Raw genomic sequence first — 13,203 nt, forward strand, 5'->3', positions numbered from 1 at the left:
GAATGGCGTCTTTGGGTAATACGATGTGTCCTATTGTTACTGCCGGGTTGCGTCAATAGTGGATCTGACGCGACGGAAAAGCGGTGCAGTTTGACTGTTGGTTTGAATCGCGCTGATCATGAACAAAGTGTCCATAAGACTGAGCTCAGCGATCAAGGCGTGAAGGGCTTCGGTGCGATAGCGGGATTCTTCAGCCACGGCAACAAAGGCAGCATCGGCCATTTTGGCTAAGTGTGAGCCGGGAGCGCCGGTGATGACGATTAAGGGTACGTTTTGCTTTTTTGCCAGTTCGGCCAAAGCAATTGCATCTTTGTCTTTGCCGGAGTGGGAAGTCAAAATCATCGCATCGGCAACAGTAAGATGTGTTGCAGCCATCAGTTGCATATGGTAATCCGCCGCGTAAACGACCGGAATAGCGGTTCGTAAAAACTTGTGATAACCATCCAAGGCCACGAGATTGCTGGCGCCCAATCCAAAAAGGCCTAACTGATTTGCATGGGTGATCCAGTCGACCGCTTTGGTTAAAGCAGCCGAGTCTAAATTTGTCAGCGTGGTACGTAATGCATCTATATTGGAGGTGAAGATCTTATGAGCCAGCGTTTCGACCGAATCAGCGGGACTAAGCTCAGCAAACAGCGTGTGATCTGGTTCAGGTGTTGATTGGACCAGTGCCATTTTCAAGGCTTGAAAACTTGGATACCCTAGGGCCTTGGCAAAACGCGAAATTGTGGCCGTACTGACACCGGTGATGGCGCTTAGTTCCGCAATATTCGCGTGGCTCGCACGATCAGGGTGCTGCTGCAAATAATCAGCCAGTTTTTTTTCTTGGCGACTTAGATTCGGTTTATAAATCTGCAATTGGACCAGAAAGTCGTGCATGTTGCCCCCTCCATTTCAAGATTATTATAGCATCATTCGTTTGAATTGAAAATTATTTACGAACAAATTGCTTGATTTTTGTAATTATTTTACATACAATGGCACCGTAATCAAGAAAGATGGCTTCCAGGAAGAATGATTCGTTGTTGCTATCTAAGATGAATCGGCGGTGTCTTGAAGATGCACAGAAGTTAAATAATGGTAGATTCATTGGTGCAGAAATTGATTGATGCTCGCGTGGTAGCCACGCCGGCTCACGCGCACGCACAGGAGGTTGCAAACATGCAAGTAGGTATGGTTGGTTTAGGCAAAATGGGAATGAATCTGGTTGCAAATATGCGCGATCATGATATTGAGGTTGTGGCGTTTGATTTGAATGATCAGGCGCGCACGGAAGTTGGTAAGTATCAGGTTAAGGCGGTTGCAAGTCTGGATGCCTTGGTAATGAGCTTGGCCTCACCGCGGATTATTTGGAGTATGGTACCAGCTGGCAAACCAACCGCGGCAACGATTCAGCAGCTGGCTAAGCTACTGAGTCCCGGCGATGTGGTCATTGATGGCGGGAATTCTTATTATCAGGATTCAATTGCGCATGGTAAGTTGTTAGCGGCGGAAGGCATTCACTTTTTCGATGTCGGCACTTCAGGCGGCATGGCTGGAGCCCGCGCAAATGGTAACTTCATGATCGGTGGTGATGAAGAACAGTTTGCTCAGATCGAGCCGCTTTTTAAAGCCATCGCAGCTCCAGGCGGGTATCTCTACACCGGTCCGGTTGGCTCAGGTCATTATTTGAAAATGGTACATAACGGGATTGAATATGGAATGATGCAGGCAATCGGCGAAGGCTTTGATGTCTTAGCCCACAGTCCCTATGCCTATGACAATGCGGCGGTTGCCAAAATGTGGAATCATGGTTCCGTGATTCGCAGCTGGTTGATGGAACTGGCCGGTGACGCCTTTAGTGAAGATGCTGACTTGGCGAAAATTCAAGGGATTATGCATAGTTCCGGTGAAGGTGCCTGGACAGTTGAAGAAGCGTTACGTTTGCACGTTGCCACGCCGGTTATTGCCAGCGCGCTCATGATGCGTTATCGATCGGAAGAGGCCGATACAATGACCGGTAAAGTCGTAGCCGCATTGCGTAATCAATTTGGTGGGCATGCAGTTGATCTCACAACTCAACGTCACTGAGCCGATCTATGCGTTATGGTGCTGGATGAGAGCAACGTTTTGGAGAATGGACGGCTACGATCATTGCCGCTGAAACTTCATGTCGCGAAAACGGATCAGGTAAAAGTTGTTCGAAGTGATTTCAGCATGTGACGCTGGCGGATACAGATTGAAAAAGGAGAAGATGATGATGACGGTCAAATACATGATCGGGGTTGATTTAGGCACCACCAGCACTAAAGTTGTTTTATTTGATCTAAAAGGCAACGCCATTGCGACTGCTAATAACCCATATCCGTTGTATCAGGATACGCCGGACATGGCGGAGGAAGACCCAGAAGAAATTTTTGCCGCAACGGTTGGTGGTTTAACCGAGGTCATGCATCGTGGCAATGTTCAACCTGGCGAACTAGGTGGTGTCTCATTTTCTGCGGCCATGCATAGTTTAATCTTGATGGATGAACATGATAAGCCGATGACGCGGGTCATTACCTGGGCGGATAATCGGGCTGCGGCGTATGCGACCAAACTGAAACAAAGTGATTTAGGGATGACGTTGTTTAAGGCTACCGGCGTACCGACTCACCCGATGTCGCCGTTGGTTAAGTTATTGTGGTTGAATGATGCGCATCCGGAGTTAATGGCGCGGGCGACCCATTTTATTGGCATTAAAGATTATATTTTATTCCGTTTCTTTGGCCGCTATGTTCAGGATTACTCGCTTGCTAATGCGACTGGGCTGTTTAATATTCACACGATGGACTGGGACGATCAGGCGTTGAGTGTTGCCAAAGTTCGCCGCGATCAGTTGCCTGAGCTTGTGGATACCAGCTATCAACTAACCGGTTTGAATGCCAATTATGCTGCGGTGACCGGTATTGACGATCAGACGCCGTTTATTCTCGGCGCGAGTGATGGTACCTTGAGCAATCTGGGTGTAGGGGCCATTGATCCAGGTGTCCTTGCAGTGACGATTGGGACCTCAGGCGCAGTGCGGGTTGTGACGGACAAACCTGTTGTCGATCCACAAGGGCGTTTGTTCACGTATTACCTCGCGCCTAATCAGTGGGTCGTTGGGGGTCCCGTTAATAATGGTGGGATTGTATTTCGATGGGTTCGCGATCAACTTTTTGCTCCGGAAAAGTTGACCGCCGAACAATTGAAGGTTGATTCTTATGAGATCTTGACGGAAATCGCGAGCAAGATTCCTGCCGGGGCAGATGGCTTATTATTCCACCCGTACCTTGGCGGCGAACGTGCACCGATTTGGGATGCAAACGCCCGCGGGAGCTTCTTCGGCTTAACCCGTCAGCATACGCGCGCACACATGGTTCGGGCAGCACTGGAAGGCATTGTTTATAACCTGTATATGGTCATGCTCATGATTGAAGGTATCACCGGAAAACCCCGGGCAATTCAGGCAACTGGCGGGTTTGCCCGCAGCGCGTTGTGGCGCCAAATGCTTGCCGATGTCTTTGAGCAGGAAGTCAATATTCCGGAAAGTTTCGAAAGCTCAGCGCTAGGGGCGGTCGTCATCGGGATGATGTCATTGGGTTTGATTGATGATCTTAGTGCGGTTAAGGATATGATCGGGGTGACGAATACCCATGAACCTAACGAAGCGAATTTCGCGGCTTATCGAGCGTTATTGCCAATTTGGATTCGTTTGACACGCAAATTGGGTAGTGAATATCAAGCCATTGCGGATTATCAGCGGGCGCATCCTGATCCGGCGGCACGCAATCAGGCGCAGGATTAGGCTTTAAGTTTAAAGAGTGGACAGTTTGTGTTTATGTCTTGCAATTATTAGGTGACCGGTTTTAAAGCACTAACTGATGAACGGTTAGGTCGACAGACGCATTTTGAGTTTAGACGCGGCTGCCGTTTTTTATAAACGATATTGTAAGCGGTTTCTGTTGCCGGGATGCGAGATTTTGGTTGGCTCGCGCTCATAACGCGCTCCCCGGCGCAAAAGTCTGCGTGTAAGGACCTCAGGCACAATGGCCAAAGCCCGGCCATCACGCCTGAGGCCACTTACACTCCGACTTCTAACCGCGCCGGCTTGCGCTTACTAAATCCTGAGGAGGAAATTAAATGGACTTACTTGTCTTGATACTAGGTATTTTGTTGTTATTGGTACTCATCATCAAATTTAAGTTTAATACGTATGTTTCCCTGATTATTACTGCAGTTGTTGTCGCGCTTGGTTTGGGGATGGCGCCGGCTAAGATTGCTACGAGTATACAAACAGGCATTGGGTCACAGCTTGGCGAGTTGGCACTTGTCTTTGGGTTTGGGGCAATGCTTGGTCGGTTGGTGGCTGATGCTGGGGGTGCGTATCGGATTGCCCATACCCTGATTAACGCATTTGGTCGGCGGGGTTTACAGCTGGCTGTTGTTTTGGCGTCATTCATTATCGGGATCGCGTTATTCTTTGAAGTGGGGATTGTCTTGTTGGTGCCGATCGTGTTTGCGATTGCGGCTGAAGCAGGGGTCCCGATTCTGACACTTGGCATTCCGATGGCGGCGGCGTTATCGGTTACCCACGGATTCTTGCCGCCACACCCAGCGCCAACAGCAATTTCCACAGCACTAGGAGCGTCTGCTGGTTTGGTGCTGGCATATGGGGTTATCGTAGCGATTCCGACTGTTTACATTGCTGGTCCATTATTTTCAAAACTTGCGCATCGGTTTGTTCCTGATGCGTTTGAGCGGCGCGGTAATTTAAAAGCACTAGGCCCGCAAAAGACCTTTAAACTGGAAGAAACCCCAGGCTTTGGGATCTCAGTTTTGACCTCGTTGTTTCCAGTCATTTTAATGGCAATTGCAACGATTTATGAATTGGTGATTTACGGTGGCAAAATGCCAAAGACCCCGTCAGGCATGGATAATGTAATTGCTTTTATTGGGTCACCAAGCATTGCCATGTTGATTTCGCTTCTGTTTGCGATGTGGGCAATGGGTTATGCACGTCAGTTACCGGCTAAGGACATCATGACCACACTTGAAGAGGCAGTGAAGTCGATTGCGATGTTGCTACTGGTCATTGGTGGTGGCGGTGCCTTCAAACAGGTTCTGATAGATGGTGGCGTTGGTGATTCCGTGAAAAATCTTTTCGTCGGGTCATCAATTTCACCATTAATACTCGGATGGCTAATTGCGGTTGTACTTCGGATTGCCCTTGGCTCGGCAACCGTAGCTGCAATGACCGCTTCCGGACTAGTGCTGCCGCTGATGCAAAGCGCAGGCATTCAACCGGCATTAATGGTGTTAGCAATCGGTGCCGGTTCGTTAGCTGCCAGTCACGTGAATGATGCCGGATTCTGGATGTTCCGTGAATATTTTGATCTGACTATCAAGCAAACATTGTTGACATGGACATTGCTGGAAACGATTATCTCCGTAGTCGGTCTCGGCGGGGTGTTGTTGTTAAGCTTGGTTGTCTAAGCAACTGGTGGAAAACGCCAATATTTAACACTGACAGAGTCGCTCTAACGCCTAAAGTTGGAGCGGCTTTTTGGATCACCGCACCAGTTGTTGCTGTTGACAATGCTAAAAAATCTGTGAATAAAAATTAACTTAATTTGGTTTACATCAGTCAACAATACTTTAGTTCTCATTTACGTCATTCAATCGAAATAATGAAAATTCATAAAAAGGTTTTAAAATTCAAATGATTCGTCTAGTACGTGCGGGCTCGACCAACAAAAATGTTAAATTTACGTGTAAATCGTGATAACATAAATGCGCGTGTGCTAGTTTATCGAGGATAAGAGTCATGGTAGTGATGCGGTCAAATTAGGGGACGCAAAGGCAAAGGTTGAAACGGAGGGTTGTGATTGCTAAACTTGGTGAAGCTAGTTTAGCTGTCATAATATAGAAGCGATCGGAGTTAAAATGAAAACCAAAGAAATTAGCAAATTTGAGCGTTATTTTCTGTACATATTGTTTTTTGAACTGTTTGCTGGCGGTGGTGGCCGACTTATTGCAATCGGGCCGTTGTCGATTCGGCAGATTTTGTTTGTTGGCGTGATGGCAGTATTCCTTGTGCGCTTTATTTTGAACGCTGATACTAGAAACGAGATCTGGGGATATTTTAGGCATCCGAATACAGCGGTTTTCTGGTTATCACTTATCATGTTGTTTTGGGTCGGTATTTCAAGTGCTATTGGAGTCATGCACGGGCATGGTGTGGGATTGGTTGCGACTGACTTCTTCCGGACGATCTACGTTATTATGATCCTGCCGTTTATTTACTACATTGGTAAGGATCGGTTTTCACTTAAAGATCTCATGCGTTGTTTGTTTGCAGCCGCTGCGTTAGTTTCTATTGTTACGGTTCTTATCAGCCTTATCGGTAAGTTTGCAAGTGACATGAGCTTTCATCACTTTTATGATTGGATTAATGGTGTGATGCCAGGAGATTTATTCTTCCGACCTTCAAGGGGCGTGTTTTATAAGTCAGACTTTTTAGTCATGTTTGTTGTGATTATTTCGCTAATTAAACTCGCGGAAAAGAAAATCTCCTGGATTGAGGGAGGCGTTCTGGTTGTTGGATCGCTTTCCATTATATTGTCAGAAAGTCGAGGCCTTTATTTAGGCATCTTAACCGGCATTGGTACTTATGTTGCCGTTAAGGTAGTTGTTTATTTCTGGGGTGATCGTCATTCTTTAAATTTGAACAAAAAAATGAATTTCCGGCGAGTTGCGGTGATACTGCTTACGGTTGTTTTGTGCGGCTTTTTTTACAGTAATGCCACCATTGCTCGTTTTAGCAAGCCAACTAATGCAGATTTGCGCGAGGAGCGTAAATTTAAGTGGCGTGATGCCAATGGGGGAGGGAACGACACGAGTTTGCGCTCGCGGTTTGTTCTTCTTACTGATGCCACGAAGATTATTGAAAAAGGTTCGATTGTCAACAAGGTGGCTGGAAATGGTTATGGAACAGTCATTGGCGATCGTAAGGATGGCATCGAAATGAGCTTTGTTGATATCTTGGTGGAACAAGGCGTTATTGGGCTTGCCATCTGGTTGGCGTTCTCATTACTTCCGCTATATTATTTCTTCAGGAGTTTCTTGCTAAGTCGGCAATTAGCGGATATTTATATTGGCCTTTTGGGAAGTTCACTCTCAATGATTGTTGTGACAAACATTAACCCATTTTTGAATAGTCCAATTGGATTAGGGTTCTTGTTACCTGTTATTGTGATTGCGTATAAATCGTTCATCGCTACCAAAGATAGTCAATTGACAATTAGGCAGGCTTAAGAAGATAAGAACTGCAATTTTAGACTGAAAAGTTGGAGGCAAACGATGAATCGAGACGGCCACAGTTTCTTAATCGTATTGTATCGCCAGAAGCTAAGCAAAAGTAAGACCTTTCAAACACTGAATTCGCAATTAATGGAGAATGATCACTTAATTATTTATGATAATTCTCCGGAGTCGATGTTAGATGTGAAGCCGGCCAATTTAACCTATTTCCATGATGAAGGCAATACCGGGCTTGCAGCTGCGTATAATTTTGCGGTGCAACAAGCACGAAAACGTGGCGATCAGTGGCTAACGATTTTCGATCAAGATACAACACTTCCTGCCGATTTCAACCAAATAGTCAAAACGTCTATGCGCCAAACCGCAAGCGCTGTTGTCTTGGCTCCCGAAGTCGTGCTGGCTGATGGAAAACAGATTTCGCCATTTTGGATCGAAGACGCATTGTTTTTTCATTTCCCCGCTGCGGTTTCCAAAACGCGTGCTGCAATTAATTCGGGCATGTCGCTTAACTTGGCGGCGTTCGAAGGGACAGCACCAATTTTTGATCGCCGATATCCTCTGGACTTTCTAGATTACGTTTTCTTTAAACAGTTACAAAAGGCCGGGAAAGAGCTTAAAGAAATTCCGGTTCGATTGACTCAAGAACTTTCGCTAAACGATTTTCGCACGATGAGCCAAGTTCGATTTGAAAATTTTCAGCGAACGGAAGCAAGGTTTGTGGCTGAATTTTATCCGCGCTTTATCCCACAATATCGCAGGCGCCTATGCTTTAGGCTGATTAAGCAGTTATTGAAGCGCGCCCAGTGGTCGAAACTGAAGGTGATTATCCAGGTGATAGGAGGAGGAATAGCTCCATCATGATTTCTGTTTGTATGGCAACTTATAATGGTGCTGCCTTCATTGATGCGCAGCTCGAATCAATCTTGATGCAGCTCGATGCGGAAGATGAGGTCATTGTTGTTGATGATGGGTCGACGGATGAAACAATCGCGCGAATTAACCAACACAATGATTCCCGAATCTCCTTGATTGAAAATGCGACTAATCGGGGTCCAGTGGGTAGTTTCATGGTTGCGATGACCCATGCTAAAGGTGATTATTTATTTTTAGCTGATCAAGATGATGTCTGGCATTTGGATAAGGTTAAAAAGGTGCGCGCGGCCTTTGAGGATCAAGATGCAATGGTGGTTGTCCATGATGCGATTGTGACCAATCAAAAGCTTGAAACGATTGACTCATCGTGGAATCACTACAATCATAGCGAACCCAATCAGTCGCTGCTGAGAACCTTGCTTAAAAATGGTTATACAGGAGCAATGATGGCATTTCGGCGCGAATTGTTAGCACTAATTTTACCTTTTCCGGCAAAGTTGCCGATGCATGATTGGTGGATTGCGTTGATTGCCTTAAAACATCGGGAAAAAATTGTTATTTTGCCTGACCGACTTATGGATTATCGGCGACATACCGGTAGCGTCACGGGTAAACGGCGAAATCTGGGTGCTGTTATTACCGATCGCGTGCGCATGCTGCAAATGTTGCATGGACGTTAATGAAGAGTTAACGCGACTATCGAAGTGAGGAAGGCAAATGGACACTAAAACAAGAATTGCGGTTTTGATCTCAACTTATAACGGACAAGCATTTGTCGAAGAACAGGTACAAAGCATTTTGTCTCAGGCGATTGATCCGTTGAAAATTGAGCTTCATGTCTATATACGAGATGACGGTTCATCTGATCGTACCCGGGACATACTCGCTAAACTTGCAGACGCACATCCAGACATCATCAGAATTCAGACCAAAGCACCAGGCAACATTGGCGTCAAAAGATCCTTTTTCGTTTTAGTTCAAGACCCGGAAATTGATGCTGATTATTTTTTTCTAGCTGATCAAGATGACATTTGGGAACCGGATAAAATAACCAAGACCCTGGCGGCGTTTCAACCGGAAAAATCTTCGCTACCACTGGGTGTTTATTCAGATCTTTGGCTTGCTGACGCGAATGGGCATTCAACCGGTAAAAGTATGAGTGAGCAGGCACGGTGGCCCAAGAATCTGGCAGTAGATTATCAGTATCTATCATTTGATTATCGGGTCACTGGGGCGGCTTTTGCGTTTAACCGAACTGCAAAAAAACTTTTTACACAAATTCCCAACGCTTTTATTCCGCTGGTAAATATGCATGACTCGTTTATGGCTCTGATCCTTTCTGTCTGTGGTAAACTTATCCAAATTGACGAACCGCTTGTCTTATATCGGCAGCATGGCGACAATCTAATCGGTGGGTTAAAAAAGAAGCGGAGCCTTATTGAGACACTTAACAACAAGAAGCGCGAAGAAGGTCAGCTTATTGTTGACAACCTATTACTTGATGCGTTTCTTAAAAAGCAACATCTTACTATTCGACAAGATCAGCGGGCTATAATAGATTTGTATGTTGATTATTTTAATAACGTACACCATGCATTTAAACGGGTTGCAACGAGTGTTAAGATTTACCACATCATGCATCATCCAAGAAAAAGAGTTTCATTTATATTGATCGCTTTTTTTGATGTTATTGACATGATTGCACCATATGATGAAATAAAAGCTGCTTTGGCATGAGTTATCAGAAACCTTTAATTGTGTGCGGTTTTAGAAAATTCTTAAGATGCTCTTTAACTGGAGCATCTTTTTAGCATGTTGCTAGCCATTCAGGCAACGGGTTATTAGCGTGTCAGCAGTTTGGATGACGCGAACTTGCTAAGTTTGCTGTCGGGGTTGGTTGAAATCTGGTAGAATCACATGGTATTGGTAAAATTGCGGTGATTGGCTCTGAAGTAGTTTCTAAGCTGTCTATCGCTGTTATGAGTGGAGATTTTTATGAAGGTCATTAAGAATTTTTTTTGGAACGCTGGCTATCAAGTATTCGCACTTTTGGTTCCATTGGTGACGGTGCCATACATTAACCGCGTGTTAGGCCCTACTGGTGTCGGCATCAATGCTTTTACAAACTCAGTCGTCCAATATTTTGTCCTCCTGGGCAGTTTGGGGATTAATCTTTATGGTAATCGCGGTACTGCATACCGGCGCGATGACAAACAGGCGATGACGACTTATTTTTGGGAAGTCACCATTTTGCGCTTCCTAGCGATTGGCCTATCAGTGGGCGCATACCTTGTTTTTATTATGATGGTTGATAAATACCGCGTTTTTTACTTGGCACAAGGTTTGCTGTTGATCGGAGCGGCGTTTGATATTTCTTGGTTTTTCCAAGGGCTGGAGAATTTTCGAGTCACGGTTGTGCGGAATGTTCTGGTCAAAATTGGCTCAGTTATTTTGATTTTTTTATTAATCCACAAACCTGAAGATACGATGCTTTATATTTTAATTCTATCTGGCTCGCAGTTGATCGGGAACTTAACATTTTGGCCGTACTTGCGCAACAGCTTAGCACACTTTCCAAAACTCCGGACCTTGCATATTTGGCAGCATGTTCAACCGGCATTTTTGTTACTAGTGCCCCAGTTAGCAATTCAAATTTATGTGCAGCTGAATAAAACGATGCTCGGTATTTTGCAAGGAGTTGCAGCATCGGGATTTTACGAAAACTCAGATAAAATTATCAAAATGCTACTGGCGCTTGTGACTGCTACTGGAACGGTTTTACTACCACACGTTGCCCATTATTTTGCAAAAGGCGATCATGATGCGGTAAAGCGTTCTTTGGAAAGTTCGATGCATGTGATTCTGGTCATGGCATTTCCGCTTGCATTTGGGATTGCAGCCGTTTCTAAATCATTTACCTTTTATTTCTTTAGTGCTAAATTTATGCCAGTTGCGCCGTTAATGGCAGTGGAGGCAATAGTTGTCATTCCGATAGCCATTGCCAGTGCCATTGGGATGCAATACTTACTGCCGACCAATCAGATAAAGTCATACACAACGTCGGTCATCCTGGGATCAATTGTGAACATCATCGTTAATGTGCCGCTCATTCTTTGGTTAGGAACAATGGGGGCGGTTGTTGGCACTATTCTTTCAGAAACGGTTGTAACCGGGTATCAGATTTATTCCGTGCGTCATCAGTTATCACTCGGGGGGCTGTTTAGTGAGTCATGGAAATATTTACTTAGCTCTGTAGTTATGTTTGGTGTGGTGTGGGCTCTTGAGCAGCTGTGGTCGCGTAGTTTAATAAACTTAGCGCTCGAAGTGGTTATCGGAATAGTTGCCTATTTTGTCACTTTATTAGTATTACGACCACACATTGTTTTTAGCTATGTCAAGCCATACCTTGATCAAGTTCGACATCGCTTAGGACATTAGCTTGATTCACGAAAAGTTGTGTCGTGCATTGGTCAACAGAAAGGAATAAAATGTCGATTCAAAAACAACTCAATGCTTTTAAAGGCAAACGCGTGCTTCTCCTAGCACCAAAATTTTTTCACTACATTGGTGAGATTCTTGATGCTATGAAAGATGCTGGTATTGATTGCGATTTTCTTGATGAGCGCCCGTTACCTGGCTTCACAGGCAAAGCGATTGCGCGTTATGTACCGGTGGTTAATGAACGCAAGGTACGAGAAAACATTAGACAGCGGCTTAGCGAGAATCATTATGACTACTTATTAGTCATAAAAGGGGAATCGCTGAGCACCAAGCTTTTGTCTGACTTCAAGCAAGCTAATCCGGGTGCAAAAACGGTGCTTTTCCTATGGGATTCGGTGGCTAATTCCAAGCATGCCAAGGCGTTTTTCCCGGACTTCGACAGTGTGTATACCTTCGATGCCAATGATGCGGCAAAATATAAAATCGAGTTCTTACCTCTGTTTGTCGGATCCCAGTTTGATCCGCGTCTCACGGCAACTGATCAGCAGCCGAATATTGACCTTGCTTTTATTGGGACCGTACATTCGAATCGCAGTGAATTGTTGAATGTGATCGAAGAGCTGGCTCATGAAGAGGCGCTTTCTTTTTATGACTTTCGCTATGTCCAGAGTAAATTGATTTATGCGGTCCGTTATATGCAAGATTCGGCGTTTAGAAAGTCCCCAGAAGGCACGATACACTTTGACAAGATTGCCGCCAGTGAGATGCTTAAAGTATTGCGACAAACGCGGATCATTGTGGACGTGACGCATCCCAAGCAGACTGGCTTGACTGGGCGTGTAATTGAAGGCTTGTCAATGGGGCGGAAGGTGCTGACGACCAACAGCAAGGTTTTGGACTATAGCTTCATTAACCAAGAAAATGTTCAAATCTTTGATGAGCATTTGGCACACCTTGATAAAGATTTCATTACATCGCCGTATGTTGGCAATCCGCTGACGGTTTATCATAACTTTTCGGTGTATAACTGGCTTGGAACGGTTTTGTCCGGTTCACCATACGCGCCAGTTAGCGATTAGTAGATTTATCAATCGCGAGACTTTTTATCTAGGAGTAAACTGCGAGAAAAGAATGATGAACCGATAACGTTCATAGATACAGAAACGGAGATTATAAAATTATGTACGAACCAACCAAAAAACGGCGCGTTGCCGAAGATGTTGCCAAGATTTTTCCTGAAGAAGTGACAAATCAGATTTTTGATGTGATTGCGGTGATGCGTAAGGCCAAACAGATTGTGACGGCGCCGGTTGCGATTGCTTTTTCCGATGATTATACCGATGACGAAATGTATGCGATGATTATTCAAGGCAATTTGGCACCGGCGCAGGAGTTTCCGCTCACTTACAAAGGCGACAAGCCATTCTTAGGTCATGGCTATATCTTAGTGGTCAAGGACAAGCCTAAAACGATCCGAATTGACTTCAGTGCGGCCAATCCATTCAAAACTGCGGAAAAGGACTGATCTGCGGGTGGCCACAGAGGCGTGATTTCACACTCATGGCT

Annotated in this window: 11 protein-coding genes; 10 read left to right on the forward strand and 1 reads right to left on the reverse strand. The window is 45.2% G+C overall.

Annotated features, from left to right (window positions below; genetic code table 11):
- Nucleotides 1-36: 36 nt before the first annotated feature.
- Complete coding sequence (locus ACWP87_RS08370) at nt 37-879, reverse strand: MurR/RpiR family transcriptional regulator (protein WP_005685343.1); 843 nt, start codon at nt 877-879, stop codon at nt 37-39.
- A gap of 282 nt (nt 880-1,161) precedes the next feature.
- Between ACWP87_RS08370 and gnd the strand changes: the two genes are divergently transcribed.
- The 10 genes from gnd (at nt 1,162) to ACWP87_RS08420 (ending at nt 13,162) form a co-directional block, all read left to right on the forward strand.
- On the forward strand, nt 1,162-2,070 hold the full coding sequence (gene gnd / locus ACWP87_RS08375; RefSeq protein WP_005685344.1) for a phosphogluconate dehydrogenase (NAD(+)-dependent, decarboxylating): 909 nt from the start codon (nt 1,162-1,164) through the stop codon (nt 2,068-2,070).
- Nucleotides 2,071-2,239: 169 nt separating this feature from the next.
- Nucleotides 2,240-3,808, forward strand: a complete 1,569-nt coding sequence (gntK, locus tag ACWP87_RS08380) for a gluconokinase (protein WP_014568996.1) — start codon at nt 2,240-2,242, stop codon at nt 3,806-3,808.
- 335 nt (nt 3,809-4,143) lie between these two features.
- The gene (locus tag ACWP87_RS08385) at nt 4,144-5,496 is read left to right on the forward strand and encodes a gluconate:H+ symporter (RefSeq protein ID WP_005685347.1); all 1,353 of its coding nucleotides are present in this window, start codon (nt 4,144-4,146) and stop codon (nt 5,494-5,496) included.
- A gap of 450 nt (nt 5,497-5,946) precedes the next feature.
- Nucleotides 5,947-7,317 (forward strand): O-antigen ligase family protein, encoded by a 1,371-nt coding sequence (locus tag ACWP87_RS08390; protein WP_005685348.1) that lies wholly within the window; start codon nt 5,947-5,949, stop codon nt 7,315-7,317.
- Nucleotides 7,318-7,362: 45 nt separating this feature from the next.
- Nucleotides 7,363-8,184, forward strand: a complete 822-nt coding sequence (locus ACWP87_RS08395; RefSeq protein WP_005685349.1) for a glycosyltransferase — start codon at nt 7,363-7,365, stop codon at nt 8,182-8,184.
- Complete coding sequence (locus ACWP87_RS08400; RefSeq protein ID WP_005685350.1) at nt 8,181-8,876, forward strand: glycosyltransferase family 2 protein; 696 nt, start codon at nt 8,181-8,183, stop codon at nt 8,874-8,876. The genes ACWP87_RS08395 and ACWP87_RS08400 overlap by 4 nt, the downstream gene beginning before the upstream one ends.
- A gap of 37 nt (nt 8,877-8,913) precedes the next feature.
- The gene (locus tag ACWP87_RS08405; RefSeq protein ID WP_005685352.1) at nt 8,914-9,933 is read left to right on the forward strand and encodes a glycosyltransferase family 2 protein; all 1,020 of its coding nucleotides are present in this window, start codon (nt 8,914-8,916) and stop codon (nt 9,931-9,933) included.
- Between the two features lie 258 nt (nt 9,934-10,191).
- Entirely contained in the window at nt 10,192-11,634 is a 1,443-nt protein-coding gene (locus ACWP87_RS08410) for an oligosaccharide flippase family protein (RefSeq protein WP_005685353.1), read from the forward strand.
- A 50-nt stretch (nt 11,635-11,684) separates the two neighbouring features.
- The gene (locus ACWP87_RS08415; RefSeq protein WP_005685355.1) at nt 11,685-12,716 is read left to right on the forward strand and encodes a WaaS/CpsH family glycosyltransferase; all 1,032 of its coding nucleotides are present in this window, start codon (nt 11,685-11,687) and stop codon (nt 12,714-12,716) included.
- Nucleotides 12,717-12,817: 101 nt separating this feature from the next.
- Entirely contained in the window at nt 12,818-13,162 is a 345-nt protein-coding gene (locus tag ACWP87_RS08420; RefSeq protein WP_005685356.1) for a hypothetical protein, read from the forward strand.
- The last annotated feature ends 41 nt before the right edge of the window (nt 13,163-13,203 follow it).

Source organism: Lacticaseibacillus sp. 22 (assembly GCF_055413445.1).

Bases quoted from the DNA above. Each gene is read 5' to 3' on its own strand.
- ACWP87_RS08385 (WP_005685347.1), top strand. From the start codon at position 4,144: ATGGACTTACTTGTCTTGATACTAGGTATTTTGTTGTTATTGGTACTC.
- ACWP87_RS08415 (WP_005685355.1), top strand. From the start codon at position 11,685: ATGTCGATTCAAAAACAACTCAATGCTTTTAAAGGCAAACGCGTGCTT.
- ACWP87_RS08410 (WP_005685353.1), top strand. From the start codon at position 10,192: ATGAAGGTCATTAAGAATTTTTTTTGGAACGCTGGCTATCAAGTATTC.
- ACWP87_RS08405 (WP_005685352.1), top strand. From the start codon at position 8,914: ATGGACACTAAAACAAGAATTGCGGTTTTGATCTCAACTTATAACGGA.
- ACWP87_RS08390 (WP_005685348.1), top strand. From the start codon at position 5,947: ATGAAAACCAAAGAAATTAGCAAATTTGAGCGTTATTTTCTGTACATA.
- gntK (WP_014568996.1), top strand. From the start codon at position 2,240: ATGACGGTCAAATACATGATCGGGGTTGATTTAGGCACCACCAGCACT.
- ACWP87_RS08420 (WP_005685356.1), top strand. From the start codon at position 12,818: ATGTACGAACCAACCAAAAAACGGCGCGTTGCCGAAGATGTTGCCAAG.
- ACWP87_RS08370 (WP_005685343.1), bottom strand. From the start codon at position 879: ATGCACGACTTTCTGGTCCAATTGCAGATTTATAAACCGAATCTAAGT.
- ACWP87_RS08395 (WP_005685349.1), top strand. From the start codon at position 7,363: ATGAATCGAGACGGCCACAGTTTCTTAATCGTATTGTATCGCCAGAAG.
- gnd (WP_005685344.1), top strand. From the start codon at position 1,162: ATGCAAGTAGGTATGGTTGGTTTAGGCAAAATGGGAATGAATCTGGTT.
- ACWP87_RS08400 (WP_005685350.1), top strand. From the start codon at position 8,181: ATGATTTCTGTTTGTATGGCAACTTATAATGGTGCTGCCTTCATTGAT.